Below are 26,451 nucleotides of genomic sequence, written 5' to 3'. Positions count from 1 at the left end.
CTACAATCGTTGCGGTGCGGTGATTCCGAGCTGCCCCAGCCCGTGGGCCAAGACCTGGCGGGCGCCTGCGCACAGCGCCAACAGCGCGTCGTGCCCGCGGCGCGGTTCCTCGTCGCCCTGCGGGAGGACGTGGTGGTGGTCGGTGAAGTCCCACGCCTGGTCGGCGAGCCTGCGCAGGTAGCGGACGGTCCGCGCGGGGGGGCCGGTGACGGCGTCGGGGAACTCGGCGATGGTGCGGGCCAGGTCGATCTCGTCGGGGTGGTCGAGCAGGTCGACGTCCACTGTGGTGGGTACGACGCCGAGCCGCTCACCGTTGCGGATCAACGACGACAGCAGCGCGTGGACGTAGCGTACGCAGTGGAACGGGTTCTCCTCGGTCCGCGCTCGCAGCACGTCGACGTCCACTGTGGAGTCGCTGAGCGCGGCGAACCGGGCGGCGTCGGCGCCGACCTCCTCGACCAGGTCGGCCATCGCGATCTCACCGGTCGTGGTGCGGACGGTCGCCGGGAGGGTGATCTCGCGGGTGGGCAGCGCGGGCGAGTCGATGGCGCGGCGGACGGCGTCGGCGCGGGTCTCGGCGGTCAACCACAGGTTGACGTACCCGGCGCCCGCGACCTCGGCCTCGGCGACGGCGGAGTGGGTGACCAGCTCGTCGGCCAGCCAGTGCGCCAGCAGCCGGGGCGGCACACCCAGGCTCCCCGCGGCCCGGAGGGCGACGGCGGTGGCGTAGTCGCCCCGGCTGCGATCGCGGGGACGGGTGACCGCGACGTCGTCGGGGATGGCGCCGGTGTCGAGCCCGCGGTCGTCCAGCACGCGCACGGCGGCGGAACGAACCAGGTCAGCGAGCACGGCGGGGGTCACCGGGCAAGTCTAGGTATCGGGGTCCCGGCACCTGCCTGGGGTCCATAGACTCACCCACATGATTCGGTACGCCCGTCACCTCGCGCTCGCCGCGGCCTGCGTCGCGCTCGTCGGCTGTTCGAGCACGGAAGCGGGTAGCCCGATCGGGGTCACCTCGAAGGCCGAGGCACCGGCGGACACCGGCTTCAGCCCGACCGAGGACAACCAGGACCCGACGTCGAAGATCGACGGTGTGCTGGCCATCGAGTACAAGGGCGCCCAGCACGTCAAGCCGACCGAGCGGGTCGCCTACGACCACAAGCCCCCGCTGGGCGGCGCGCACGACGCGGTGTGGGCACCGTGCAACGGCGTCGTCTACAAGGTGGCCGTGCGCACCGAGAACCTCGTCCACTCGCTGGAGCACGGCGCGGTGTGGCTGACCTACGACCCGGACAAGCTCGACAAGGCGGGGGTCACCGCGCTGGCCAAGAAGGTCACCGGCAAGCCGTACACCGTCATGTCGCCGTACCCCGGCCAGGGCAAGGCGGTGTCGGTGCAGTCGTGGGGGCGGCAGTTGCAGGTGGACGGGGTCGACGACAAGCGGGTCGACCAGTTCATCCAGGCGACCAGGGCCAACCAGTACCTGACCCCCGAGCCGGGCGCGTCCTGCGCCGCGCTCGGGTCCGACCGCTTCGACCAGGACGACCCGCCCAAGTTCGACCCGTCGGACCCCGGACCTGGCGCGATCCCGCCGACCGGCCGGTGAGGCGGTACCCGGACCTCGGTTGACACCGACCAGACACCCGTTCCCTAGACTTGGCCTCCGCACCCACCAGGTGCGGGGCTTCCCGGACGGGGGAGCCGACGCGCTCAGAGGTCCGAGGGACGGCATGGCCAGCGGAACGCAGAAGAAGGGCCCACAGGGCGGCAAGGGTGGCAAGAAGAGCGCGGTCTCGGCCGCGCGGGCCTCCGTCGTCACGAAGAAGGGCCCGCCCTGGGCGCTGATCGCCGGGATCACCGCGATCGTGCTGCTGGCCGGTGGCGTGTTCACCTATGCGTACTTCCAGGTCTCGGCGGCGCAGAAGTTCATCGCCTCCGACGACAACAAGGACCCGTCCGAGGCCATCAGCGGCGTGGTGAAGGTCGCCTACGCCTCCGGTCAGCACGTGCAGGCCACCCAGCGCGTCGCCTACGACCAGAGCCCGCCGTTCGGCGGCCCGCACGACGGTGTCTGGGCCGACTGCACCGGCATCGTCTACCCGGCGCCGGTGCGCAACGAGAACATGGTCCACACCCTCGAGCACGGCACGGTCTGGATCGCGTACAACCCGGACAAGGTGCAGGGCGCTGAGCTGGACAAGCTGAAGTCCAAGGTCGAGGGCACCGCGTACATGGTGATGTCGCCCTACCCCGGCCTCGACCGGCCGATCTCGCTGCAGTCGTGGGGCCACCAGCTCAAGCTCGACAGCGCCGAGGACGAGCGCATCGAGCAGTTCATCAAGTCGCTGCGCGCGAACAACTACCAGAACCCCGAGCCCGGCGGCCGCTGCGACAGCAACCAGACCGGCTTCGACCCGGCCAACCCGCCGCCCTTCGTCGCCGAGAAGCCCGGCGCCGACGCGGTCGGCATGGACGGCAAGACCCCGGGCGCCGGCACGGCCCCGTCGGCATCGGCCCCCGCTTCCGCCCCGGCCGCGCCGACCACGTCCGCGGCCGCGCCCTCCCAGTGACCACGCCCGACGAGCCGACCGCCCGCTCCTTCTCGAGCGGGCGGTCGACGCTCGTCTACGTGGCCGCCGCCGTGGTCGTCCTCCTGGTCGGCGCCGCGGCGGGCATGCTCATCACCCTCGCCACCACCGGCAGCGCCCCCGAGACCCCGAGCGCGGACTCGATCGACGTCGGCTTCGCCCAGGACATGCGCGTGCACCACCTCCAGGCGATCACGATGGCCGGGATGGCCCGCGACCGCAGCGAGGACACCGAGGTCCGCCAACTGGCCTTCGACATCGAGTCGACCCAACTGGACCAGAGCGGCCAACTCAGCGGCTGGCTCACCGCGTGGGGCCAACCCACCCTGTCACCCGCCGACCAGCCCCACATGCGCTGGATGGCCGGAGCCCACACCCACTCCGACGGCGCGGGCGTCGACCTCATGCCCGGCATGGCCACCTCGGAAGAACTGATGAGACTCCGCGCCCTCAAAGGCACCGAGTTCACCGTCTACTTCCTCCAACTCATGCTCCGCCACCACGTAGGCGGCCTCGAAATGGCCACCTACGCCGCCGACCACGCCCGAGTCGGCTACGTCCGCAACCTGGCCCAGAAAATCGCCTCAGGCCAAAAAGCCGAGGTAGACCTCCTCACCACAATGCTCAAAGACCGCGGCGCCCAACCCCTCCCCGGCTGATCCGGCCGGAATCCCCGACCCTTTCGTCGCGGCCCTTTTTCGTTGCCGCGATAGGGCCGGCCTTTCCCACCGCACTCTCGCGAATCGCGTGTACCTGCTCCTCGGCTCCAGTACCCTCGCCCGCAGATGGCCGATTCAGGGGTGGTGGTCACGGGCTGTGAGCGGGTACGAGGTCGAGATCGGGCAGTTGCGGAACGCGGCCAAGGCGGCGGGGTCCGCGGCTGATCAGGCGCGGGTGGTGGATCCGGGGGCCGGGTTGGGTGCGGTCGCCGGGGCGTTGCCGGGTGGGGATGCGGCGAGATGTGCGCCTGGGCTGGCGTCGGCGTTCACCGAGCGTGCGAAGGGGTGGGCGGGCGAGATCGAGCAGTGGGGCGAATCGGTCTCGGCGGCCGCGACGGCGTATGCCGAGAACGAGGACTCCGCGGCGGGGGCGTTCGGGCGATGACTGTCGGTTATGACGATGTCCGCCGGTGGGACGCCGAGGCGCTCGACGCGGCCGCCACGAACCTGCGCGGGCGGCGGGACAAGCTCATCGGGCTGCAGGACGAGCTCGACGACGCCAGGAGACTGCCCGATTGGCACGGACCCGCCGGTGAGCGGGCACGCACCTCGCTGGGCGACACGCGCAACGACGCCGAGATCCTGATCGCGGAGCTGTCCGCCGTCGAACTCGCCCTGCAGGTCGCCTCGGACGACGTCGCCGCGCTGAAGTCCCGGGTCGCGAACAACGACTCCCTCGCCGCCACCTACCAGTTCGGCATCGCCGCCGACGGCACGATCGTGGACAACAAGCCCGCCGACCCGCCACCCAGGTCGCGGATGGAGGCCGAGGACCGCGCCGAGGCCCAGCGGCACCGCGAGACCATCAGGAAGCAGCTGGAGCAGGAAACCAGGGCGATCCTCACCGCGGCCACCAACATCGACGCCACCCTCGCCAGGGTCATGCGGCTGGCGCAGGACCGCGAGATCAGCGACCACGACGCGACCACCCTGGCGGGCGCCAGGAAGGGTGGGGAGATCGACGCCCAGGTCGTCGAGATGGAACAGTCCTTGCGCGACGCCGGGCTGCTGACCGGGCCACCGGCGTCCGGGCATTACCGGCAGTGGCTGGAGAACGCGGTGCGGCGGGGCGTCTCGGTGGACACGATCAAGCAGATGATCGTCGACCACCACATCACGCCGGAGGACTTCGCCGTCCTCGACGGCATGGAGGAGATCCGCGAGGACTCCGACGGCGACGGCACCTTCAAGTCGTACTTCCTGATGCCGACCGACATCAGCGGGGACGACGCCGCCAAGGCGGTGCGGATGACCTACATCATGAACGCGGGCACCGACTACGGCACCGGCGGCGACTTCGCGCCCACCCCGTACGGGTCCGCGGAACTCCAGCGCATCGTCGACCGGCAACGGGAGAACTCCTGGAGCTACAACGACGACGTGGGATTCGTGCACGGCAACGGCGGGCGGTTGGTGACCACCCCGAACGGCATGATGATGGGCCTGGGCGGAAACCTCATCCAGGACCAGTTCAGCCAACGCGGCGGAACCACCTGGGGCGACACGTTCATGCTGAACATCGACAACCCAGCCGACCCGGCTCAGCAACTCCGAGACGTGGCAGGCTCGGGGCACGCGTGGTACGAGGGCGACAACGGCGCCTACCAGGGCAATCTCGACATGGACCGGTTGCTGCACCACGAGGAGCGCCATTCCCAGCAGTGGGCGCGCGAGGGCTACACCGGTTTCCTCGCGTCGTACGTGTGGGAGCAGGTCACCGGCGGCAACGAGACCGAGGAAGACGCGGGGCTTTCCGATGGCGGATACCGCTAGGCGGTGGCGGGTCGCCTGCGCGGCCCTGCTCGTGGCGGCGGCGACCGCGGCGTGCGACACCAGGGCGCAGTTCGAGCCCTCGCTGCCCCCGGCAGCCGGGTTCCGCGTCGACGACGGCGTCCTGAAGCTGTGGACCGGCACCCCGTGCGAGGGCGTCACCGGCCTGACGTTGATCTTCGACTCCGGCACGCAGGCCAGCGCGGACCAGCGGTGGACCGCGCCGCTACCGGGCGTGCCGGTGGAGCGCATGGACCTGCTGACTGCGTTCCCGAACACCGACGGCCCCTTCCAGATCCGGAAAGCCCTCCCCCCGGACTACGACTGGACCAAGGCAACCACCCTCAACTTCGCCGTCGACGGCCCGAAAGCCAACGGCGCCAGGCTCGACATCCCCCAGGTACTCCGCGAATCCCCCCAACACCCACCCGACACCTACCTGTTCGGCCAAACCGGCTGGAAGTCCCCAGCCGACGTCCAGCGGGAGAACCAGAAGTCATTCCTGACCATCTGCACCCCCGACCCGGGATGACGCCCCCACCGCGGAGCCGAGCAAGGACAGCCCTCCAACACCTCGTACTCGCCGCATTCGCCTGCACCACAGCGGTGATCGTGCTGCTCGTCGGCATGGTGGTGTTCAGCGCGATCGGATGGTCGACCGATCCCCATGGTTATGGCATCTTCGCCGGAACCCTGTTCGCCCTGATCCTGACGCCAGTCGCAATAGGACTGTGGCTGCTCCACCAGTTGCTCCGCCGCGGCACAAAGAAGTCGCAGGCCGGACACGAGCAGCAAGATCACCGGTAGGGTCTGTCCTCGAGAAATCCCGGCCGAAAGATCGGGGAATGCACTTGTCCCGCTCGATGCCGCTCAGAACAGGGTCGCGGGCTCGATCGGCTCGGGCTCGGGTAGTGCGTCGAGGTCGGGCACGAGCGCTCGAACGTCGTCGTGGAACCGGCGGGCCAGCGCGGGGGCGTCGTCGTTGTCCGGAGTGTGCAGGAAAACCGTCGGCGTCCGGCCTTCCCGCAGCCACTCGGCGACGACCTCGGTCCACGGCTGCCAGCCGTCGACTGTCTCACTGACCGAGTCGCGGCCCAGGTACCGGACGATCGGCTGGTCGGTCAGTGCGCGCGTCCGCCGTGGCAGCCGCGGCTTCTTGCCCCAGGCGTCCTCCTCGGCCTCGCTGGTCGGCGGGCTCTGGAAGAAGACCGTGGTGTCGAACGGCACCCACTCGGCACCCGCACCGGCGAGCACCCCCTCCAGCGACGCCGCCGATCCCGCGTCGGCGAAGAACCCCGGATGACGCACCTCCACCGCACGCCTGCGGTCGGCGGGCAACCTGCGCAGGAACCGGCCCAGGGCCTCGACATCCGACGGACCGAACGAGCCGGGCAACTGAGTCCACAGCACCGCCCGCTCCCCCAGCGGCTCGATCGCGTCCAGGAACGCCCGCATCTCACTCTCGACACCGACCAACCGGCGCTCGTGCGTGACAACCTTGGGCACCTTCACCACGAACCGAAACCCAGAACCAGTCTGCCGCGCCCAGGTCTCGACGGTCTCCCGCGCAGGAATCGCATAGAACGTGGTGTTGCCCTCAACCGCATTGCACCACCCCGCATAAGCTCTCAGCCGCTCCTTGGCAGCCAACGACGGCGCCAGAAACCGCCCACCCCACGCCTTGTGCGTCCACATCGCACACCCAACATAAAGCCGCGCCACCCCACCACCACCCCCCAAGCCCAAAACAACCCACACACGCACCACAAACCCACGTACATGCGCCACAACTGGGGGTCCGGGGGCAAAGCCCTCCGGGCGGGCCTGGGGTCGCACCCCAGAGAAAACAACGAACGACCCAGTTCGCGCATTCCGCGAACACAGGTCGTTCAGAGTGAGTGCCCCCGGCAGGATTCGAACCTGCGCTCCCGCCTCCGGAGGGCGGTGCTCTATCCCCTGAGCTACGGGGGCGGCTTGTCGGCTGTGCGACGGGGGGAAGAGTAGCGCATACGGGGGTGCGGGGCTGTGGCGGGGGGTGGGTCACGGTCGGGCTTCGGCGGCGAAGTGGTCTGGACCTTTGAGAGAATCAGCACTAGCCTCTTGGCGATTGCTCAGGGTGTTCGTGTGGGTTGGCGGGGCGTCTGGACGGGTTCGGGCGCGACGGCTGGGAGGGTGTTGTGGCCGAGGTCCGGTACGAGGGCGCGTCGAGGGTGTACCCGGGGTCGCCGCCGGTGCGGGCGGTGGACGGGTTGGACCTGTCTATCGAGGACGGGGAGTTCCTGGTCCTGGTGGGGCCGTCCGGGTCGGGTAAGTCGACCGCGTTGCGGATGCTCGCCGGGCTGGAGGACGTGGACGAGGGCGCGATCCGCATCGGTGACCGCGACGTCACCGCGGTGCCGCCGAAGGGCCGCGACATCGCCATGGTGTTCCAGTCCTACGCGCTCTACCCGCACATGACCGTCGCGCAGAACATGGGCTTCGCGCTCAAGCTGCAGGGGCTGTCCAAGCAGGTCATCAGCGAGAAGGTGACCGAGGCGGCCAAGCTGCTCGACCTGGAGAAGTACCTGGCCCGCAAGCCCAAGGCGCTCTCCGGCGGCCAGCGCCAGCGCGTCGCCATGGGCCGGGCCATCGTGCGCGACCCGGCCGTCTTCCTGATGGACGAACCGCTGTCCAACCTCGACGCCAAGCTGCGCGTCGAGACCCGCGCGAACATCGCCGCGCTCCAGCGCCGCCTGGGCACCACCACCATCTACGTGACGCACGACCAGGTCGAGGCCATGACCATGGGCCACCGGGTCGCCGTGCTCAAGGACGGCCTGCTCCAGCAGTGCGACACCCCGCGCGCGCTCTACGACAACCCGGCCAACGCCTTCGTCGCCGGGTTCATCGGCTCGCCGTCGATGAACCTGCGCACCAGCATGGTCGGTAGCGGCACGCTCGCCCTCGGTGAGCTGAACGTCCCGCTGACCCGCGACACGGTGGCCGCGATCGCCAAGGAGAACCTGGGCACGGTCACCGTCGGCATCCGGCCCGAGTCGCTCGGCCTGGTGCCCGCGGGCTCGCCCAACGCGTTCGACCTGGTGGTCGAGCTGGTCGAGGAGCTCGGCGCGGACGCCCTGGTGCACGGTTCGGTCGCCAACGACCCCACCGGCCCGCGCCTGGTGCTGCGCGTCGACGGCCGGACCCCGCCCGGTCTCGGGCAGACCGTGCGGGTCGTGCTCCGCGACCCGAGCGAGATCCACCTGTTCCACCCGGAGTCCGGCGACCGGCTGATCTAGCCCGCCGCGCAGTCACCCTCCGGCGCGGTTGTCGCAGCCGCGCCGGAGGTGTTTTCCCCGCTCTCGCAGCTCTCACGGCCCGGCCGGTTCGGGTGTGGCCGGTGCGGACGCGCGGGTCGGATAGCCGCCCCTGTCGTCACCTCAGGCGCGGCTTCTGTCGTCTCAGTGGGCGCTACCGCGTCGGACGGGTCCGGCGGCTCTGACGGCTCCGTAGACGGCGGCTCGCTCGGTACTGACGTCTCCGTTGGGGCTGGCGTCTCCGAGGGCGGCTGTGACGTCGTAGGCGCCGGTTCCGGCGACGGTGACGGCGGCTGCTCCGGTACCGCCACCACAGGCGCCTCCTCAACCGGCGGCGCGGGCGGGATAGGCGTCACGCCACCCGAGTAGGCCGTCAGCCAGGTAGTCACCGCGACCACGTAGTCGCCGGAGTGGTTGTAGCGGAAGATCGCCGCGCCGAGGTCGTCGACGTTGTTCAGGTCCATGCCGCCCGAGCACAGGTAGCGCCCTGCGGCCACGGCAGCGTCATAGATGTTGTGCGGACTACGGACGCCGTCGCCGTTGCCGTCCGCGGCGTACTTCTGCCAGGTCGACGGGATGAACTGCATCGGGCCGACCGCGCGGTCCCAGGTTGTGTCACCGTCCAGCTCACCGCCGTCGGTGTCCGAGATCGCGGCGATGCCGGGGCCGCCAGAAAGCACCGGGCCCAGGATGCGCGGCGCCGTGTCGCCGTTGTCGTCGGCGCGCCCACCGGCCGCGTGCCCCGACTCGACCCGTCCGATCGCGGCCAGGTGGTACCACTTCAGCCCGCACGCGCGCGGGGCCAGCCGCTCGGCCTTGCGGTAGGCGTCGAGCATGTTGCTCGGCACCCCGGTCGAGGTGACCGGCGACTGGGCCTCGACGCGTTCGACGGGCATCGGCGCCGGGAGTTGGGTGACGGGGCCGACCGCGGGGAACGCGGCCAGCAGTTGTGGCGTCGAGGACCCCGCTTGGTCCGCCGCGGCGGGGTCCGGATCGCGCACCGGCGATATCGCGATGGGGGCCGCGTTCGCCGGGGGTTGGGCGGGTCCTGAGGCTTGGGCCGCGGCCGTGGCCAGCGACAACAGGACGAGGGCGAGGGCGGTGACCGGGCGCGCGCCCCCCGGCTGCGATGGGGTAACCACGCCTTCCCGTTTACCAGAGCGCTGACAGCACCTCGGGGAGTCCGCGACCATGATCCCTCGTTCGAGTGGCTAACGGCGCCGATCGGGTCACAGTGTGTTGTATGTATGCGCATGTGACTATATGTTGGACGGCGACGGGGAGAGGGGTGCGCGGTGGGACACGGACATGGGCACGGCCACGGTCACGGCCTGCCCGCGGGAAGCGCATCGGGGCGGCTGGCAGGCAGGCTCTGGGCCGCCTTCGGCATCGCCGCCGCGATCATGGTCGTCGAGTTCGCCGTCGGCCTCGCCACCGGCTCGCTCGCCCTGATCTCCGACGCGGCGCACATGCTCACCGACGTCGTCGGCGTCGGCCTCGCGCTGGCCGCGATCGTGGCCGCCCGCCGCGCGGTGGCCAGGCCGAGCCGGACGTTCGGCCTGTACCGCGCCGAGGTCCTCGCCGCACTCGCCAACGCCATCCTGCTGTTCGGCGTCGCGGGCTACGTCGTCTTCGAGGCCGTCGAGCGCTTCGGCGACCCCCCGACCGTCGCGGGCCTCCCGGTCCTGCTCGCCGCGGCCGCCGGGCTCGCCGCCAACGTCGTCTCCTTCCTCCTGCTCCGCGACGGCGCCGAGGAGAGCCTCAACGTCCGCGGCGCCTACCTGGAGGTCGTCGCCGACCTCATCGGCTCCGTCGGCGTCCTCATCAGCGCCCTCATCACCCTCACCACCGGCTGGCGCCTGGCCGACCCGATCATCGGCGTCGCCATCGGCATCTGGGTCCTCCCCCGCACCTGGTCCCTCGCGCGCCGGGCCCTGCGAATCCTGTTCCAACACGCCCCGGAACGCGTCGACGTCGACGAGGTGGCAACCCGCCTCGGCGCCCTGACCGGCGTCGCCGAGGTGCACGACCTGCACGTGTGGACCCTGACCTCGGGAATGGAGGTCGCGTCGGCACACCTGACGATGGCGGAGAACGCGGACCAAAGCGCCGTACTGGCCGCCGCGCGAGAACTCCTCCAACACGAGTACGGCCTGGAACACGCCACCCTCCAAGTCGAACACCGCGACGCCGCCACCAAGTGCAGACAACTCTCCTGGTAGCTGATTCGACTCGCATCGCCGCCAAGCACATTTCTGCTTTGCCACGTTTCGAATTCCCACGGCCCCAGGACCGATTTGCCGGGGCTCGCGACCTTGCGCGGAATCCTGGCACCATGAATCAAATATCGGTCGGTGCGGACGTGCTCAGTGACCACGTACCCGGCGGAGGAGAGTGGCCAGGGCTTGGGCTGAGGTGCTGCCGTCCAAGAGGAGGTCCTGGGGGGTGAGGGTGGCATCGGTGTCGGGGAGGTGCATACGAGCGAGCGTCGGGTCGTTGAGGGCGTTGGACATGTCGCGGATCTTGGCGGCCAGGGAGTCGTGCACCAGCTGGTCGACGGTGTTCTCGGCGAGCAGGACGGTGACGGTGGGATTGCTGGCCGCGTCCATCCCCAGTCGGTGGGTGCGGTCGAGGCTCTGCAGGTACAGGCCCGCGTTGAAGGTGCGGTCGAGGTGGACCTGATCGACGCAGGCGGTGTGCAGGCTGACTCCCTCGCCGAGGGTTTGCGGCGTGGCGATCAGGACCGTGCAGCGATCGTCGTTGCGGAAGCGCTCCAGTTCCCTGGCGCGGTCAGTGGGAAGCCTGGGATCGGCAATGGCGACAGCGCCGGTGACTACTGCGGGGTGGTGTGCGGCCAGTAGGTCTGCCATTGCGGCGATGTTGGCAACGAAAACCGACCAAACCAGGGTCTTACGGCCAGCCGCGGCATTCGCATCAACCAGTTGCGCTGCTCGTATGAGTTTAGCGGGTCGGACCGTGGCCGCGGTGTTGCGAACCAGGTCTTCCAAGGGCAACGACCGGTCAACCAGTGTCGGCAGGCTCAACGGTGTACCGACGTCGAATATCGCGGCAGGGTTCGTGGCGGCAGCGATCAGCCGCAACAGCACCGACCCCAAAGCCTCGACGTCGGCTACGAGCGCAGGGTCAGCCAGGGTGTCAGTGGCACTACCCGCGAGAGCGTCGTACAAGCGCCTGTGTTCGGGCTCCAAGGGCACTCGCTCGATCGTGGTGTGCAATCGCGGCAGGTTGAGTTGCTTCTTAGTCGTGCGAACGTATACGCGGTCGCGCACCCCTTGCAGTGCGCCGGAGGCGAGGTCATGGCCGTAGCCGGGCCAGCAGAGGTCGAACTGGGCGGCGAGGTCGGCGGCGGTGTTGGGCATCGGCGTGCCGCTCAAGACGTATCGCCGCTCGCTGCGCGCGGCCAGTCGGACCGCGGCCCTGCCCCATGTCCCGGCCGGGCCCGCCTTGACGCGGTGGCTCTCGTCGAACACGACCATGACCCGGCGTGTGGCAGCCCAGCCGTCGACCTCGGCCAGCACGTGCGGCTGGGTCAGTCGCGAGTAGCCGAGCACAACGACGTCCGCGCCCGCCGGGATCGGTTCCGGCATGAGGTGCACCCGCGGCACGGCCGCCTCGGTGAAGCAGGCGGCAGGCTCGTCGCGCCACGCCTCGAATGCCGATAGTGGTGCCAGCACCAGCAGACCATCGATCGCGCCCACCGCACGCTCGGCTGCCCACACGCAGTAGGCAACGGTGGTCTTGCCGCTGCCGGGTACGCCGAAGTTGCCTCCGTGGCGCATGGCCATCAGCCGGACCACGTCGCTGCGCTGCGCCGGGGTCAGGGCGCGCCGAAAGCCGAACTCAGCGGGTTCGGGCACGGCATCCGGCCAGTCGGGATCACGGACCGGGGCAACGGCGAGCACCTCGCGGAACTGGGCCGCGATCGCCCGCTGCCTGGCCAGCACCGCCTCCGCCCCGGCACTGAGCCGCCACTGGAACCGGTCCGCTGGTGCGGTGACGAGGCAGCCCGCGAAGCGGGGACTGTCCCAAGCCTGCACCCGGACGACCTCACCGGCGGTGTCGAACCCAAGTCCGCCGAACCACTCGATGACCTCTGTCCAGTGCTGCTCGTCGACCTCGTCGAGCATTCGGGCGACGAGCACCGTGTCCTCGACCCGCACCGATACCAGCGGTCTCACTCCGGGTCACCCACCGAGGTCGTCCTGCGCCGCGCGATCCGCCAGAACGCGCTCGCGTCGGCGAGGAACTCGGCCAGCTCGTTGACCTTGGGTTTCAGCGGGTCGACAACCTCGGCGGGAAGTCCTTCCAACTCCAACGCGGGCCCGACCACGCGGTCGTCGAACTCGTGCCCGCGCATCTGCGCGACATGCTCGGTAAGTCCGTCCACCAGTTCTTCCAGTTTGTCGCTCATCATCAGCCAGGCGACGCGCGGATCTTGCCCTGTGTCCTCGTGGGGCACGGATCTGACGTCCGTGGCCGATCGCCCCAGCTCGGGAAGGAAGTCGGTGCGCAGCCTGGTCTCGGTCAGCGCACCGTCGGCGTCGGCGGGCACCCGGGGTACGGCCAGCGTGGTCGCACGCACGATCTCCGCGAGTTGACGCAACCCTTCGTCGCTGGACATCATGTGCCGCAACAACACCGCAGGTTCGTGCCTGCCGATGGTGCTCGCTCTACCACCACGACCGCCGCGGCCGGTGCGGGTCAGGTGCTCGTCCTGCTCCAGCAGCCGCGGGTTGGCGGCCAGCGCGAGCCCACCCAGGAATCCCAGGGCCCGCTGGTGCGGCCCGAAAGGACCGACTTCCGCGCGGTCGGCGGGTTTCTGGACGTACCGCTGGACCAGGTCGTCGATGGCCCCGGCGAGCAGGTCCTCAGGAGAACTCCCGATCAGGTTCGCCCAGGTCGTGGCGCCCGGGTGCAGGTCGAGCCGGTAGAAGACCTTGTCCTTGCACATGCTCGTGATCGTCGAGGAGATGGAGGCGCCGGTAGCGTCGTCGTGCAGACCGAGCAGCAGCCGTGCCTGGGCTCCGACGATCTGGCCACGCCCGTGGGAGTGCCTGCGCTCCTGGTTCTCGGCGAGCACCTGGTTGGTGATGTCGACCGTGTCCCCCGTGCACGCCAGGGCGGCGAGGTGCGCGATCGCAGCGAGCCTGTTGCGATACGGGCGTTCCGGGCTGACTGGGGTGACATCGGCGAAGTCCACCGCGCGCGGGTTGAGCAGTGCCGCTCGTTCGACCTCGTCAATGATCCCCCGGCTCGCGAACTCCTCGATCAGATCGATCGCGTAGAGCGTCCAGACGTCGTTCGCCGCCCACTGCTTGGCCGCTGCCCTGGGCATGTGCCGCTGGCGCACCGCGTCGTTGACGACCTGCCAGGCCGGGTGCGGGAAGGTGGCCCCACCGAATGCCTCGACATCGAGGACGACGAAAGCGAAGTAGGTGCGGACCCGGTGCGCCGCGCGGATGGCGGGTGACCGCACCGCGATGGTCTGCCGCCACTGGTCCTGGCGTTCCTGATCGCGCGCGGTGTGACCGGAGGCCATCGGGAACAGGCCGGTGAGGGAGCTCTCCTCGAAGGTCAGCAAGCGCCTGGCGAGCAGGACGTCGGCGGCGGTCATGTCGCGGATCTCCAGCTTTCCCCTGCCGTCGGACCAGTGCCGCATGGCGAACCGCGCGTCGCGACCGGTCAGGGAGTGCAAGATCATCTGACTCGCCGTGGTCCGGCGCGCCCCGTCAACCGCCTTGAGCAGCCAGCCCGACCCGCTCTCACCCGCGTCCAGGTGGAACGGGACCACCAGCGGGGGTTCCTTGACACCCTTGAGGATCAGGTCATCGATGAACTCGCGATCATCGCTACCCTGGTACTTGTAGAGGTCCAGACTCAGCAGACGCCTGGCTTCGTCGGCCTGATGGCGCACCTGGTCGGCGGAATCGACCAGCAGCCTCGGCAACCGCAAGACCTCGGCGTCGACCGCCCGGACCACGGGCGCGTGCTCCTCACCCGCCATGGCCGCCTGGGTCTGGGCCAGGATCCGCCCGTTGATCATCGACGGTTCGACCACGGGGCTGTGCAAGCGCAGGAGTGCCCCGTACATCGTCCCCGACCCGGTGCGGCTGATCTGGGTCTGGGCCAATTGCCGGATGTTGTACTCGTCATCGGCGGAAGCGGCTTCCAGTGCCCGGACGAGGCCCAGCGGGACCTGCCCGGGGGATATCGCGCGGAGCTTGGCGATCGTCGCGCGCAGCCGTGCGCCGAACCGGCTCAACGGGGCGCCGTCGGCCTCTACGACGGCATTGCGCTCGGCGTTGAGTTCGACGTCGGGGCTCAGGACGGTGAACTGGTCGAGGGGGACCTCGCCCACTATCGGGGCTCCGCCTACCGCCTCGGACTCGAGGAGTGGCCGGAAGCGGTGCGCGTGCACCTTTCCGGACTGGATTCTGGTTACCACGGGGCACCTTCGCGAATAGGTGCTCGACCTGTGGAATAGACCACCGCAGCCACTAGGACGGCGGGGAACCACGGGTGCGCGACAACAGCGCAACGGTGGTCGACTGGTCGGTTCCGGTACCAGGAAACGTCACACACCCGCTCGAATGGCAGGTGCGCGATCGCGTCGTGGAAGCGGTCAGAGCAGTGAGGAGGAGGAAGACACGGAGAGCGCCTCGCCGTACCAGCACGATCGTGGTGGTCAGGGTCGACACTTCGCCAGCCGCAGAAGCGCGGCCCAACCAGTGAAGCACAGCAGAAAATTCGTCCAACGCCAGGGGTGGCGCCCATCGGGAATTCTGGCAGAAATACGACGCGACACCCCGCCGGTCGGTCGAAGAACATCAGGTGATTGCTTCCAGCGGGTTCTGGCAATAGGCCAAAAGGGCAATTTCAGGTGCACCAACGGGTGGGGCTGGTTGCGGTCTTCCGTGGGGTGAGCGGGCGGTCGTACCCTCGAATCGGGCTATGGGACGGGTGGGTGGCGGGATGGATCGGGTGCGGGTCGGGGTTGTGGGTGGGGGGTCGGGGTCGGTCAAGGGGGGTGGGCGGGCGGAGGGGCGATTACCCCGGTTGGTGCCTGGGGAGGCGCTGGGGTTGCAGGGGTTGGTGGGGAATGCGGCGGTGTCGCGGATGGTCGTGCAGCGGAGTGGGGAGAAGAAGCCGCTGGATGAGGTGTTGGTGGGGACTGACGCGAGCCTGTTGCGGGAGCATCGGCCGTTCGGGGGGATTTCGCTCGATCAGGGGCGCAAGATTTGCCGGTTGGTGCTGGACCACAGTTTCCTCTGGGTGGGGCGGGAAGAGGAGATCACGCTGGAGTCGGCGTGGCGGGCCATGTCGGCGTACCGGGATGGGTTGACCGAGCAGGATTGGGCGCTGTGGAAGGAATGCGCGGACCACGGCGCGGAGGTCAAGTTCATCCCGTGGATGAACGACCTGCGGACCGGGTTCGGGGACCGGGTGCGGGAGCGGGCGGCGGGCAATGTCGAGGCGAACACGCGGGCTATCGAGGCTGAGGCGAAGCGGCTGGGGATCGGGCTCAACGGGGAGCCGGTGGCGGGCAACGACGTCGCCATCGAGGAGCAGAAGCGGTTGGCGCAGCAGATCAAGGACGCGCAGGCTCGGCTCGCGGCGTTGCGCAGGCTGAACGTCGGGTATGGACCGCCGCAGCCGGGAGCGCAGCGGGACGGCGATTCCTCCCCGATCGGCGGATCACCCGTTCCGGTGCCGAGGCCGCTGGTGACGTTCGACCCCCAGAACCCGCCCACGACGCGGTCCGTGCCGGATCCGGACCCCGCGCTGGGGATCGCCAACTACGAGACAGTGCTAGCGGTGCACACAGAGCTAACCCAGACCAGTGCGCGCATCCTCAACAAGAACCCCGCGTTGTACGCCCTAGCAGCACGCGGCGGCACCGACCCGTTGCTGCAACAGGACACCAACGCCGCGCGCAATGCTCTTACGGCCGCGCTGAAGGATGTCCTAAGCAACGCCGCGAAGACCAAGAGCGACATCCAGTCCCGCGCGCTCGACTTCGCCGACATGACTCCCGTGCACCGGCAGGTCCTAGCGGCAGACCCGGCCTACCAACAGCTCTTCCCCCAGAAGCTCGCCGCCGATTCCGTCCAAGAGCACGCCGAGGACGCGGCGGCGGGCAGCAAGTTGGTCGGGCTGGTGACGTTGGCGCTGATCGTCGCGGTCGAGGTCGGGACGGCGGGTGCGGCGACGCCGATCGTGGCGGTGATCAGCCTGGCGTCGTCGGCCGGGACGGCGGCGGCGAGTTGGAACGAGTGGGCGAAGCTGGAGACGGCGGCGAAGTCCACGGTCACCGACCAGAACTCGATCGTCACCCAGGAGCAGGCCGACGACGCGATGCTCGGCGCGTTGGTGGCGACCGCGGCGGCGCTGCTGGACGTGTACGGGCTGGGCAAGGCGATGCGCACGTCGACGCAGGCGGTCAAGGCGCTGGAGTCGCGGGTCGCGGACGCGGTGGCGCTCAAGGGGATCGCGCGCGGTGCCACGGTCGGCGCGAAGGAGGCGATCGAGCGGTCGGTCACCTCGCTGGGGCCCGCCGCGACGGTGCGCAACGTGGGCAGTTGGCAGAAGATCGTCGCGGCGGTCGGCCCCGAGTCCGCGGCCATGGGCAAGCTGGTGGCCTGGCGCGACGGCGTGTTCCGGTCGGCCGAGGAGATCGCCATGAAGGCGACCGGGGCGAGCCGCGAGGACCTGGCCAGGGCGGCCCTGGCGACGGCGAGCGGCATCGAGCAGGTCGCCGCGGGCGAGGCGCTTGACGCGGTCATCGAGATCATCGGCGGCGGCGACGCGGGCAAGGAGGGGCACATCGGGGTGGGCGGCAAGGAGGCGCAGCTGTCCATCGAGTCGGTCGCGGCCAGGGTGCCGAAGGTCGCGGCGCGGACCGTGCAGCGCGCCGTCGAGGTGGTGAACGTGCCGATGTCGGAGCTGAAGCTGGCGACCATGTCCTCGGCCGAGTTCGAGCACATCATCCGCTACGGGGTGGCCTCCGGGTACTTCGCCGCGTACGGGCTGCCCAGGATGACGGTGATCGACGCCAAGCTGCACGGCGGCGGTCACGGGTACGACGGCCTCGGGGTGTCCAAGCAGGGCGATCTCATCAAGCTCTACAACCTGGAGTGCAAGCACGTCGCGGGCGACTCCACCCACGTGCCGTCGCTGGGTTCCACCGCGTTCGGCACCCAGGGCGGCCTGCGGTGGAGCGACGCCAAGGCCACGACGCTGCTCTCCGCGGACAACCCGTTCGCCGAGGACACCTACGACGCGCTGCAGAAGGCCGTCAAACGCAGGCTCGGCCCCGGGATCCCGTTCTCCGACCACGCCCTCCAGGAGTCGCTCGGCGGGGCGCTGCGCCAGGCCGAGTTCCACCTCTTCCTCCCGGCGTGGGCCCAGACCGAGCACATCGTGGCCCAGATGCGCGGCCTGGCGCGGTCCGGCGTGAAGGTCGGCACCCTGTTCCGGATCGCGCCGCGCAAGCGGTGAGCTAGGGGCGGCGCAGCAGGTCGCCGAGGCCGTGTTCGAGCAGGTGGTAGGCGTGTTCGGTGGCCACGACCGCGTCGGCGTGGATCGCCTCCAGCGGCTCGCCCGCCATGACGCGGCGGGTGTTCTCGGCGACGAGGACCTGGTGCGCGCCGTGGACCTGGGCGGCGACCAGGCGGGCGACCAGGTCCGGCGTGCCCTCGTCGACCAGGGCCTCGACCAGCAGGCGCAGGCTCTCCTGCTGGTACTGGGCGACCCGTTCGGCCAGGGCGGGAGTGATGTCGATCAGGCGGTTGAGCCGGAGCACGTCGGGGTCGTCGCTCAGGCCGGTGACCGGTCGGCGCTCGGCCAGGCCGGTGAGCAGGTGGTCGCGGAGCGCGCCGTGCGGGGTCTGCCCCGGTGGGCGCTGGCGGACGACGGTGGCGGGTTCGTCGACGTGCGGGCGGCGGGCGACCTCGAGCACCAGGTCCGCCTTGAGGGAGAAGTAGTTGAACAGGGTCTTCTTGGAGACCTCGGCCGCCTCGGCGATGGCGGCGCACGAGGCGTGCTCGAAGCCGTGCTCCTCGAACAGGGTCAGCGCGGCGGCCGAGAGCAGGCGCCGCGTCGTGTCCTTCTTCCGCTCGCGCAGGCCAGGCTGATCATCCACGCGGCCACCCTACACCAGGTCTATTTCTCGTCTCGATAAATAAGTACACCCGGTGCACGATTCTGCTAGCGTCGAGCCGGTGATGATCTCCCGGCTCCGGCAGTGGACCCGCCCGTACGCCAGGACGGTGGCCTTGGCGGTGGTGTTGCAGCTGGTCCAGGCCCTCGGGCTGCTGCTACTGCCAACGCTCAACGCCGACGTGATCGACAACGGCGTGCTGGCCGGGGACACCGACCACACCTCGGCCTGGGCGCGCTGATGCTCGGGGCGACGCTGGTCCAGGCGGGGTGCGCGGCGGGGGCGGTGTACCTGGGCGCCAAGGTGGGGATGGGGGTGGGCGCCGACCTGCGGGTGGCCGTGTTCGCGAGCGTGTAGCGGTTCTCGGCGCGGGAGTTCGGCCGGTTCGGCACGGCGACGCTGATCACCCGGACCACCAACGACGTCCAGCAGCTGCAGGTGCTGGTCTTCACCCCGCTGTCGGCCCTGCTCAGCGCGCCGTTCCTGGCGGTGGGCGGGGTCGTGCTCGCGATGGGGTCGGACGTGCCGCTGTCCGGGGTGCTGCTCGTGGCCATCCCGGTCGCGGCCGCGGTGATCGGGGTGATCACCCGGCTGACGACCCCGCCGTCGCGGCGCACGCAGGTCCGCACGGACGCGGTGAACCGGGTGCTGCGCGAGCAGATCACCGGCGTGCGGGTCATCCGGGCGTTCGGGCGCGACGCGCACGAGCGGCGCCGGTTCGCGGCGGCCAACGGCGACCTGATGGCGGTGGCGCTGCGGCTGGGGCGGTTGCAGGCGTTCTCCGGCGGGTCCGCGCTGCTGGTGATCAACCTGGCGGCGATCTCGGTGGCGGCGCTGGGCGGGCCGCGGGTGGTCGGCGGGGACCTGCGGCTGGGGGCGCTGGTCGCGTTCCTCGGCTACCTCACCCAGATCCTGATGGCGGTCATGGTCGCGATGGCGGTGTTCGACATGGTGCCGCGGGCGCGGGCCAGCGCGGATCGGATCACCGAGGTGCTGACGACCGAACCCGGCGTGCCCGAGCCGGTGATCGGGGCACCGCTGCCTGCCGGGCCGGTGGGGCTGGCCGTCCGGGCGGTCACCTTCGGCTATCCGGGTGCCGAGAAGGCGACCGCGCGGGAAGTCGATCTCGTGGCCCTACCTGGGCAGACGACCGCGATCGTCGGGTCCACCGGGGCGGGCAAGACCACGCTGGTGAACCTGGTGGCGCGGCTCATCGACGTCGACAGGGGGCTGGTGTCGATCAACGGGGTCGATGTCCGCGAGTTCGGCAGACGGGCCTTAGCGGACCTGGTTGGCGTTGTGCCGCAACGGTCATACCTGTTCTCCGGGACCATTGCGTCGAACCTGCGCTACGGGTCTCCTGACGCTACCGACGACGAGCTGTGGCACGCACTAGAGGTCGCGCAAGCACGGGACTTCGTGGCCGCTATGCCTGCTGGTCTGGACACTCCGGTCGCGCAGGGAGGTAGCACTGTCTCCGGTGGTCAACGTCAACGGTTGGCGATAGCGCGGGCATTGGTTGTGCCAGACCTCGGATCTACCTGTTCGACGACTCGTTCTCGGCGCTGGACGCGTCGACCGAGGCCGCTTTACGCGCTGCGCTTGCCGACGAGATCGGGGACGCGGCCGGGGTGGTCGTCGCACAACGGCTGTCCACGGTCCGATCGGCGGACCGGATCGTCGTGCTCGACGAGGGCCGTGTCGAGGCCGTCGGCACGCACGCGGAACTGTCGCGGATCAGCCCGACCTACCGGGAAATCCTGCACTCCCAGGGGGAACGATGAGCGAGTTCCGCCGCACCGTGTTCCGGTTGTTCGGCGCGATGGCCCCGGACCGGAGCCGCGCGCTCGGGGTCGTGGCGACGGGGGTGGCCGGGCTGGGGCTGACGATCGCCGTCCCCGCGTTGCTCGGGGCGGCGACTGATGCCGCCATCGGTGGGGATTTCGCCGGTATGGCACGGGTTCTCGTCCTTGCTGGGCTGTTGTCGGCGGGGTCTTGGGTGTGCCTGATCGCCCAGGGGAGGCTGATCGCAACGGCTGGCGTACCGGTTGCGGGAGCAGGCCAGTGCGAAGCTGAGCCGGGTGCCGGTGGGCTACCTGGACACCCAACCCCGCGGCGACCTGCTGTCCAGGGCGACCAACGACATCGAGAACGTGGCGCAGACGGTGCAGCACATCACCTTCCGGGTGCTGGGGTCGCTGGTGAACGCGACCGGCGCGCTGGTCGCGATGCTGCTGATCTCGCCGCTGCTCACCGCGGTGCTGCTGGTGACGATGCCCGCGGCGGTGCTGGTGACCAGGGTGATCGGCAGGCGCGCGCAACCCGACTTCGACGCGCAGTGGGCCGCGACCGGGCAGCTCAGCGGGCACGTCGAGCAGGTGTACACCGGGCACGAGGTGGTCACCGCCTTCGGTCGCCACGCGGAGTCGGCGCGGACTTTCGCCGAGCACAACGAGCAACTGCGGGCGGCGAGTGTCCGAGCCGAGTTCACCTCCGGTCTGATCGCGCCTGCCGTGGCGTTCCTCGGGAACGTCAACTACCTGGTGGTCGCCGTCCTCGGGGCGGTCCGGGTCACCGCGGGCGCGCTGACCGTCGGCGACATCCAGGCGTTCATCCACTACGTCACGCAGGTCAACCAGCCGGTGACCACGCTGGGCTTCCTCGCGGGCCGCATCCAGTCCGCCGTGGCGTCCGCGTCCCGCGTCTTCGCCCTGCTCGACGCCGACGACCAGCCACCGGACCCCGCCGAACCCCGCCGCCCGACCCGGGTCACCGGCGCGGTGGAGTTCCGGGATGTGGCGTTCGGCTACCAGGAGCCGCTGTTCGACGGGCTGTCGCTGTCCGTCCAACCAGGACAGACGGTCGCGATCGTCGGACCGACCGGGGCGGGCAAGTCGACCCTGGTGAACCTGCTGCTGCGCTTCTACGACCCCACCGCGGGCACGATCCTGCTCGACGGGGTCGGCACCCGCACGATGACGCGGGACGACCTGCGGGCCGCGATCACCGTGGTACCGCAGGACACCTGGCTGTTCCACGGCACCATCGCCGACAACATCGCCTACGGCGCACCAGACGCAACCCCCACCGACATCACCACCGCCGCCCACACCGTCCACGTCGACCACCTCATCCGCACCCTGCCCCACGGCTACGACACCCTGATCGACGACAACAGCCTGTCCACCGGCGAACGCCAACTGATCACCCTCGCCCGCGCCGCCCTGGCCCCATCCCCCATCCTGGTACTCGACGAGGCGACAAGCTCGGTCGACACCCGCACCGAACTCGCGACCCACCACGCGATGACCGCCCTGCGCCACAACCGCACCAGCTTCGTCATAGCCCACCGCCTCTCCACCATCCGCTCCGCCGACCTCATCATCGTCATGACCTCCGGCGCCGTGGTGGAACAGGGCACCCACCACCAACTCCTCGCCGCCAACGGCCCCTACGCCCACCTGTACGCCGCCCAATTCCCGGCGGAGGAGCCGAACTCCGCGAGCACCTGACACGACCGCTCGTTACGCTCGCAGCGCAATTTCAGAGCCTGGCGGCAGATCTGTCGACCGAAGACGGCGGTGGCGGTTGTTGCGAAGGTGGTATTAGGCGAACCGGAGTCGGATTTGAGAATCGGACTTTGAGAGCCCTTGCGCGGCCGATCCAAGCAGCACTCGGGTTTCCTTCCCGATTGACGCTCTTCTCGTGAACGGCCACGACGCTCGGGGCGCGCCGATCGACGATGGGCGCCGGTTCAGGGTTGTCCATTTCGAAGATGACGCCGTTAGCCGATTCACAGGGAACCGTGCTGGGTGGATTGAAGTTCAGCCGATAGATCTGACTAGGTCATCATACCTGCCGTTTCTGCTTGCGTTCGCTGTTGCTGGCGGACGGATTCAGCCAATTGGGCGTGGGCCGATCAATGGCCCATGACCAGCATGGCGACAGTGTTCCGATCACGATATGACGGACCTGACCGCCCACGTCGTCAGCCGCGGGAATGTGGTCGTTGAGGGTCTCGCCCAGCACAGGTGTTACGGCGGTGATCGTGCGACTGCGACACGCCGAACGGACTCCGCCACCTCCGCCTGAACGCGATTCCACCGATGGTCTAATGCAGGTCAGGCGGCCTGTTGGTTGAGATTGTTGGCGTAGTAACCGAATTGCCTCAAACGGGCCACCGCGCAGTTCAACCGCCCCAACTTGATGATCACGGAGCGAGAATGAAACCGCCTGAATAGCCCTCTGTGTATGGCTCGTGACTGGCCCCCTTCGATGACGCTGCGATCGGTGAGACGGGCACTGCCCAGCCCGCGATCTTCGCGCTCCAGGTGGCGCTGTTCCGCCTGCTGGAGTCCTGGGGCGTCCACCCTGATGTCCTCGTTGGGCACTCCATTGGCGAGGTGGCCGCCGCCCATGTCGCGGGCATTCTTTGAGCTGTTGGATCGTAGGTTTGGTGAACAATCCCGCCGGGTCAAGCGCCTGGTGGTGTCGCACGCGTTCCACTCGCACCTGATGGACCCGATGCTCGATGAGTTCGAGCGGGTGGTCAGTGGGCTCTCGTTCGCCGAGCCGACCATCGCCCTGGTGAGCACTGCCGAGGGTGACCCGACCACACCGGGGTACTGGGTGCGGCAGGTGCGGGAAACGGTCCGGTTCGCAGGCGCGCGGTGGGGTTGGTGTTTCTTGGGTCAGGTCACTGAGTGGTCGCGGAGGGTTAGGTGGGTGGGGAGGGTGGTGGCGGTGAGGGCCAGGGCAAGGCTGGTGGTGATGGCGGCTAGGGGGACTGGCCAGGGCACGGTGAGGGGTACTGGGGCGCCGAGGGTGTGGGAGAGGCCGGTGGTCATGCTGAACAGGGCCACGAGGGCGATGAGGAATCCCAAGGTGGCGCCGATGGCTACCACCAGGACGGACTCGCCTGCCACCGCGAGGGTTACCTGGCGGCGGGTGGCGCCTGCGCGGCGGAGGGTGGTGAAGTCGGCGATCCTTCCGGTGGTGGACATCAGGAGGGTGTTGGCGATGGACAGGGCGGCGTAGCCGAGCGCCACGACCAGCAGGAGGACGACGAAGAGTCGGACCAGGCGGTCTTCCTCGGCGTCCGCGTTGGCCGCGTAGGTCGCCCGGTCGAGGACCTGCGCCCCCAGGGGTGCCGACGCGGGAGCGGGGCCGCTGACGTGGACCGCGGAGGTCAAGGCTGACGGCGCGTGCTCTCGAACCGTCTGCCGGGGTAAGAGGATCGGGGTAGGTGAGGACCCGTCGGGGAGCACGGCCACCACTCGCAGGGTGACCTTCTGACCGTCCTCAAAGGTCAGTCCGGTGGTGCCACCGGCCCGCACGCCGAGTCTGCGAGCGGCCGATTCGGTGATGGCAGCCGTGTCCGGGCCACTCAGGCCCGCGACTGACTCCGTGAGCCTGGTGTTGGTCTTGGCGAACTCCACGGGGTCGACGCCCGTCGCGGGATAGTGCGTGGAGTTGTCGCCATAGAGTTCGGTAGGCAGCAACGCGGCACCCGGCGTGGCAGCGACGGCTTGAGCTGAGAGACCTGGTGTGCCGTTCGGGAGGACGACGACCTCGGCTCGGGTCGCCAACTCCCGCGCTACCGCGTAGCCCCCGGTGGACGTCTCGACCATCCCGGCGACCAGGACCGCGAGTCCGACGGTGAGCAGCACCGGCGCGGCGGTCGACGCCGTGCGGCGCACCGAGGTCAGCGCGCTCTCCCGCACCACCAGGCCGAGCGCGCCCGTGGCCAGCGGATAGGTGAGCACCCGGACGATGGGTGGGATGACCACCGGGGACAGCAGGGTGCCGCCCACGATCAACGCCATCGCCGCGTACAGCGAGTTCGTCATCATGTCGTCCGGATCACCCACCACGGCGAGCGCGACGAGCAGCAAGCCGAGGCCGGCGCACACTCCCCCGGCCCACCACCGGGCCCGCGTCATCGGCTTGGTCTCCACCGCCGCCTCGCGGAGTGCCTCAAGTGGACGGATCCGCGCCGCGCGCCGCCCCGCTGACCAGACGCCAGCCACCGCGACCAGCAACCCGACCACGAAAGCGCTTGCGAGCGGCAGGAACCGCGTCTCGACGGTGAACGTCGGTGGCTCCAGTCCCGCGCTGACGAGCAGGTCGCCGAGGACGGGCGCCATGATCGCACCCAATCCGACTCCCAGCGCCCCGCCGACCGCGCCGATCACCACCGCCTCGCCGAGCAGCATCCGGCGGATCTGCCGGGGTGTCGCCCCGACGGCCCGCAGCAGCCCGAGTTCCCGGCGCCGCTGGACGACCACGAAGGCGAAGGTGGACGCCACGACGAAGATCGAGACGAATCCACCCAGGCTGCCGAGGCCGGTCAGGACCTGGTCACCGATCCACCGCACCCGCTGGTCCGCCATCGGTTCCAGCGCGACCCTGGCCGCACCGGCCAGCACCTGCCCCTCCCCACCCAGCGCGGCTCGCGCCCCTGCCTGGACCGCGTCCTGATCCGCGCCCGGATCGAGACGCAGACCGATCACACGCACACCTGGCGCCAACCGACCGGCCTCGCTGTCGCTGAGGTAGACGCCGGGACCGTCCACCGTGCCCACCACGAGGTACCGGGCAGCACCCGCCGCTGTGAGCACCGTGAGCGTCGTCCCCGGACCGACCCCGACGGTGCGCGATACCGCGATCTCGCCCGCCGTGGCCGGGGCACTGCCGGACACGAGCCGGTACGGCGCCAGGTCCGCGCTGGACCAGGAGTGGCCCTCGTCAACGCCCACGGTCGGGACACCGCCGAGGACGGGCTGGGCGTAGAAGGTGCGGTCGGGGATCGCCCGCGCCACCCCAGGTAATGCCTCGAACGAGCGAATCAGGTCTGCCGCTTTCGCAGCTGACCACGGCTTGGTGTCGGTGAACCTGCCGTCCTGCTGGTCCACCGGGCTGCTCTGGGCGACGACCGGTGAGCCGCGGTAGCGGTCGGGGATCGTGGGTTGGGCGGACAACAGGACCGAGGCGGTCATGGACAGGATCGCGACACCGAGGAAGACGGCGACGAAGGTGCCGACGAACGTGGTCCAGCGGCTCTTGAGGGACGCGATGCTCAGCACGACAGCCCCCCGCGGCTGGCCAGGGCAACCGACTCGGTGGTCAGCGGCGCGGTCAGTTCCTGGGTGATCCGACCGTCGACCATGACCAGCACTCGGTCGGCGTAAGCGGCGGCCGCCGGGTCGTGGGTCACCATGACGACGGTCTGCCGGTGCCGGTCGACCACCGCGCGGAGCAGGGTGAGCACATCGCGGGAGGTCTTGGAATCCAGGGCGCCGGTCGGCTCGTCGGCGAAGACCGCGGCCGGCCGGGTGACCAGTGCTCTGGCCAGGGCGACCCGCTGTTGCTCGCCACCGGACAGCTCACTCGGCCGGTGCGCGCCCCTCTCCGCGAGGCCGACCTCGGCGAGCGCGCCGTCGACCTCACCCGGCTGGGGTCTGCGACCGGCCAGCCGCAGCGGCAGCGCGACGTTCTGCGCGGCGGTCAACGCGGAGACGAGGTTGTAGGACTGGAAGACGAAGCCGATCTGCTCGCGGCGCAGCTCGGTCAGCCGGGTCTCGTCGAGCTCACCGAGGTCGGTGTCGCCGAGCAGGACCTCGCCGCTGGTCGGGCGGTCCAGGCCCGCGGCGCAGTGCAGCAGTGTGGACTTGCCCGATCCGGAAGGACCCATCACCGCGGTGAACGAGCCCGCGCGGAACTCGGTCGAGACCTCGTGCAGCGCGGTGACCGAGCGGGACGCGGAACCGTAGACCTTGCTGACCGATCGGAGCCGGACGGTGTCTGGTGTTGGCATGCGACAAGGAAATCGTGCCGGGTGGCCCGCGACAATCGTGCTAGGGCGAGTGTTGGGACTATACCTAGCACTACTGCCAAGC

21 protein-coding genes, 1 tRNA gene and 1 pseudogene are annotated in these 26,451 nt (G+C 69.8%); 14 read left to right on the top strand and 9 right to left on the bottom strand.

The features are described 5' to 3' along the window. Entirely contained in the window at positions 1-861 is an 861-nt protein-coding gene (locus CLV68_RS09765; RefSeq protein WP_121390048.1) for an arginine--tRNA ligase, read from the bottom strand. A 58-nt stretch (positions 862-919) separates the two neighbouring features. Here CLV68_RS09765 and CLV68_RS09760 point away from each other — a divergent pair, with 58 nt between their 5' ends. The 7 genes from CLV68_RS09760 (at position 920) to CLV68_RS09730 (ending at position 5,884) form a co-directional block, all read left to right on the top strand. Next, a complete protein-coding gene (locus tag CLV68_RS09760) occupies positions 920-1,606 on the top strand; it encodes a thioredoxin-like domain-containing protein (protein ID WP_121390047.1) in 687 nt (228 codons plus the stop codon). Positions 1,607-1,730: 124 nt separating this feature from the next. Beyond that, positions 1,731-2,570, top strand: coding sequence for a thioredoxin-like domain-containing protein (locus CLV68_RS09755; protein ID WP_121390046.1), 840 nt, complete (start codon positions 1,731-1,733; stop codon positions 2,568-2,570). Beyond that, positions 2,567-3,247, top strand: a complete 681-nt coding sequence (locus CLV68_RS09750) for a DUF305 domain-containing protein (protein ID WP_246009742.1) — start codon at positions 2,567-2,569, stop codon at positions 3,245-3,247. The genes CLV68_RS09755 and CLV68_RS09750 overlap by 4 nt, the downstream gene beginning before the upstream one ends. A 157-nt stretch (positions 3,248-3,404) precedes the next feature. After that, the gene (locus tag CLV68_RS09745; RefSeq protein ID WP_121390045.1) at positions 3,405-3,692 is read left to right on the top strand and encodes a hypothetical protein; all 288 of its coding nucleotides are present in this window, start codon (positions 3,405-3,407) and stop codon (positions 3,690-3,692) included. Continuing rightward, entirely contained in the window at positions 3,689-5,080 is a 1,392-nt protein-coding gene (locus CLV68_RS09740) for a hypothetical protein (RefSeq protein ID WP_121390044.1), read from the top strand. The genes CLV68_RS09745 and CLV68_RS09740 overlap by 4 nt, the downstream gene beginning before the upstream one ends. Continuing rightward, the gene (locus CLV68_RS09735) at positions 5,064-5,609 is read left to right on the top strand and encodes a hypothetical protein (RefSeq protein ID WP_121390043.1); all 546 of its coding nucleotides are present in this window, start codon (positions 5,064-5,066) and stop codon (positions 5,607-5,609) included. Before CLV68_RS09740 ends, CLV68_RS09735 begins: the two co-directional genes overlap by 17 nt. Before the next feature lie 74 nt (positions 5,610-5,683). Next, positions 5,684-5,884, top strand: coding sequence for a hypothetical protein (locus CLV68_RS09730; RefSeq protein ID WP_246009741.1), 201 nt, complete (start codon positions 5,684-5,686; stop codon positions 5,882-5,884). A gap of 63 nt (positions 5,885-5,947) precedes the next feature. Here CLV68_RS09730 and CLV68_RS09725 read toward each other — a convergent pair whose 3' ends face one another. Together CLV68_RS09725 and CLV68_RS09720 are read right to left on the bottom strand one after the other, a co-directional pair. Continuing rightward, entirely contained in the window at positions 5,948-6,772 is an 825-nt protein-coding gene (locus CLV68_RS09725; RefSeq protein ID WP_121390041.1) for a DUF72 domain-containing protein, read from the bottom strand. 204 nt (positions 6,773-6,976) lie between these two features. Further along, positions 6,977-7,048 (bottom strand) — tRNA-Arg (locus CLV68_RS09720). A gap of 206 nt (positions 7,049-7,254) precedes the next feature. Between CLV68_RS09720 and CLV68_RS09715 the strand changes: the two genes are divergently transcribed. Then, positions 7,255-8,355 (top strand): ABC transporter ATP-binding protein, encoded by a 1,101-nt coding sequence (locus tag CLV68_RS09715; RefSeq protein ID WP_121390040.1) that lies wholly within the window; start codon positions 7,255-7,257, stop codon positions 8,353-8,355. Here CLV68_RS09715 and CLV68_RS35585 read toward each other — a convergent pair. Continuing rightward, on the bottom strand, positions 8,352-9,515 hold the full coding sequence (locus CLV68_RS35585) for a lytic transglycosylase domain-containing protein (RefSeq protein ID WP_281274646.1): 1,164 nt from the start codon (positions 9,513-9,515) through the stop codon (positions 8,352-8,354). The genes CLV68_RS09715 and CLV68_RS35585 overlap by 4 nt on opposite strands. Positions 9,516-9,668: 153 nt before the next feature. Here CLV68_RS35585 and CLV68_RS09705 point away from each other — a divergent pair, with 153 nt between their 5' ends. Beyond that, positions 9,669-10,595: a cation diffusion facilitator family transporter gene (locus tag CLV68_RS09705; protein ID WP_121390039.1), complete on the top strand. Its 927-nt coding sequence runs from the start codon at positions 9,669-9,671 to the stop codon at positions 10,593-10,595. Between the two features lie 144 nt (positions 10,596-10,739). Here the strand turns inward: CLV68_RS09705 and CLV68_RS09700 are convergent, their stop codons facing one another. Then, the gene (locus tag CLV68_RS09700; protein WP_121390038.1) at positions 10,740-12,572 is read right to left on the bottom strand and encodes an SNF2-related protein; all 1,833 of its coding nucleotides are present in this window, start codon (positions 12,570-12,572) and stop codon (positions 10,740-10,742) included. Then, positions 12,569-14,752: a hypothetical protein gene (locus CLV68_RS09695; protein ID WP_121390037.1), complete on the bottom strand. Its 2,184-nt coding sequence runs from the start codon at positions 14,750-14,752 to the stop codon at positions 12,569-12,571. The genes CLV68_RS09700 and CLV68_RS09695 overlap by 4 nt, the downstream gene beginning before the upstream one ends. An 890-nt stretch (positions 14,753-15,642) precedes the next feature. Here CLV68_RS09695 and CLV68_RS33780 point away from each other — a divergent pair. Continuing rightward, the gene (locus CLV68_RS33780; RefSeq protein WP_170224177.1) at positions 15,643-17,892 is read left to right on the top strand and encodes a hypothetical protein; all 2,250 of its coding nucleotides are present in this window, start codon (positions 15,643-15,645) and stop codon (positions 17,890-17,892) included. Between the two features lies 1 nt (position 17,893). Here the strand turns inward: CLV68_RS33780 and CLV68_RS09685 are convergent, their stop codons facing one another. Next, positions 17,894-18,535 (bottom strand): TetR/AcrR family transcriptional regulator, encoded by a 642-nt coding sequence (locus tag CLV68_RS09685; protein WP_121390036.1) that lies wholly within the window; start codon positions 18,533-18,535, stop codon positions 17,894-17,896. A gap of 52 nt (positions 18,536-18,587) precedes the next feature. On the opposite strand from CLV68_RS09685, the gene CLV68_RS35855 reads away from it, so the two are divergent. From CLV68_RS35855 to CLV68_RS35975, 4 genes and pseudogenes are all read left to right on the top strand, one after another. Beyond that, positions 18,588-18,794, top strand: coding sequence for a hypothetical protein (locus tag CLV68_RS35855; RefSeq protein ID WP_342772762.1), 207 nt, complete (start codon positions 18,588-18,590; stop codon positions 18,792-18,794). A gap of 158 nt (positions 18,795-18,952) precedes the next feature. Beyond that, the gene (locus tag CLV68_RS09680) at positions 18,953-20,476 is read left to right on the top strand and encodes an ABC transporter ATP-binding protein (protein ID WP_342772777.1); all 1,524 of its coding nucleotides are present in this window, start codon (positions 18,953-18,955) and stop codon (positions 20,474-20,476) included. Positions 20,477-20,601: 125 nt separating this feature from the next. Next, on the top strand, positions 20,602-22,065 hold the full coding sequence (locus CLV68_RS09675; RefSeq protein WP_211346452.1) for an ABC transporter ATP-binding protein: 1,464 nt from the start codon (positions 20,602-20,604) through the stop codon (positions 22,063-22,065). Between the two features lie 774 nt (positions 22,066-22,839). Beyond that, positions 22,840-23,215, top strand: a pseudogene (locus CLV68_RS35975) (acyltransferase domain-containing protein); the annotation flags it as partial. 29 nt (positions 23,216-23,244) lie between these two features. Here the strand turns inward: CLV68_RS35975 and CLV68_RS09665 are convergent. Further along, positions 23,245-25,638 (bottom strand): ABC transporter permease, encoded by a 2,394-nt coding sequence (locus tag CLV68_RS09665; protein ID WP_211346451.1) that lies wholly within the window; start codon positions 25,636-25,638, stop codon positions 23,245-23,247. Further along, positions 25,632-26,369: an ABC transporter ATP-binding protein gene (locus CLV68_RS09660; protein WP_121390034.1), complete on the bottom strand. Its 738-nt coding sequence runs from the start codon at positions 26,367-26,369 to the stop codon at positions 25,632-25,634. The genes CLV68_RS09665 and CLV68_RS09660 overlap by 7 nt, the downstream gene beginning before the upstream one ends. Positions 26,370-26,451: the final 82 nt, after the last annotated feature.

Source organism: Actinokineospora cianjurensis (genome assembly GCF_003663795.1).
GTDB lineage: Bacteria > Actinomycetota > Actinomycetes > Mycobacteriales > Pseudonocardiaceae > Actinokineospora > Actinokineospora terrae.
The sequence above is the reverse complement of the archived record's forward strand: the minus strand, read 5'-3'. Positions and strand labels throughout refer to the sequence as shown.

Bases quoted from the DNA above. Each gene is read 5' to 3' on its own strand.
- CLV68_RS09740 (WP_121390044.1), top strand. From the start codon at position 3,689: ATGACTGTCGGTTATGACGATGTCCGCCGGTGGGACGCCGAGGCGCTC.
- CLV68_RS09760 (WP_121390047.1), top strand. From the start codon at position 920: ATGATTCGGTACGCCCGTCACCTCGCGCTCGCCGCGGCCTGCGTCGCG.
- CLV68_RS09725 (WP_121390041.1), bottom strand. From the start codon at position 6,772: ATGTGGACGCACAAGGCGTGGGGTGGGCGGTTTCTGGCGCCGTCGTTG.
- CLV68_RS09660 (WP_121390034.1), bottom strand. From the start codon at position 26,369: ATGCCAACACCAGACACCGTCCGGCTCCGATCGGTCAGCAAGGTCTAC.
- CLV68_RS09735 (WP_121390043.1), top strand. From the start codon at position 5,064: ATGGCGGATACCGCTAGGCGGTGGCGGGTCGCCTGCGCGGCCCTGCTC.
- CLV68_RS09755 (WP_121390046.1), top strand. From the start codon at position 1,731: ATGGCCAGCGGAACGCAGAAGAAGGGCCCACAGGGCGGCAAGGGTGGC.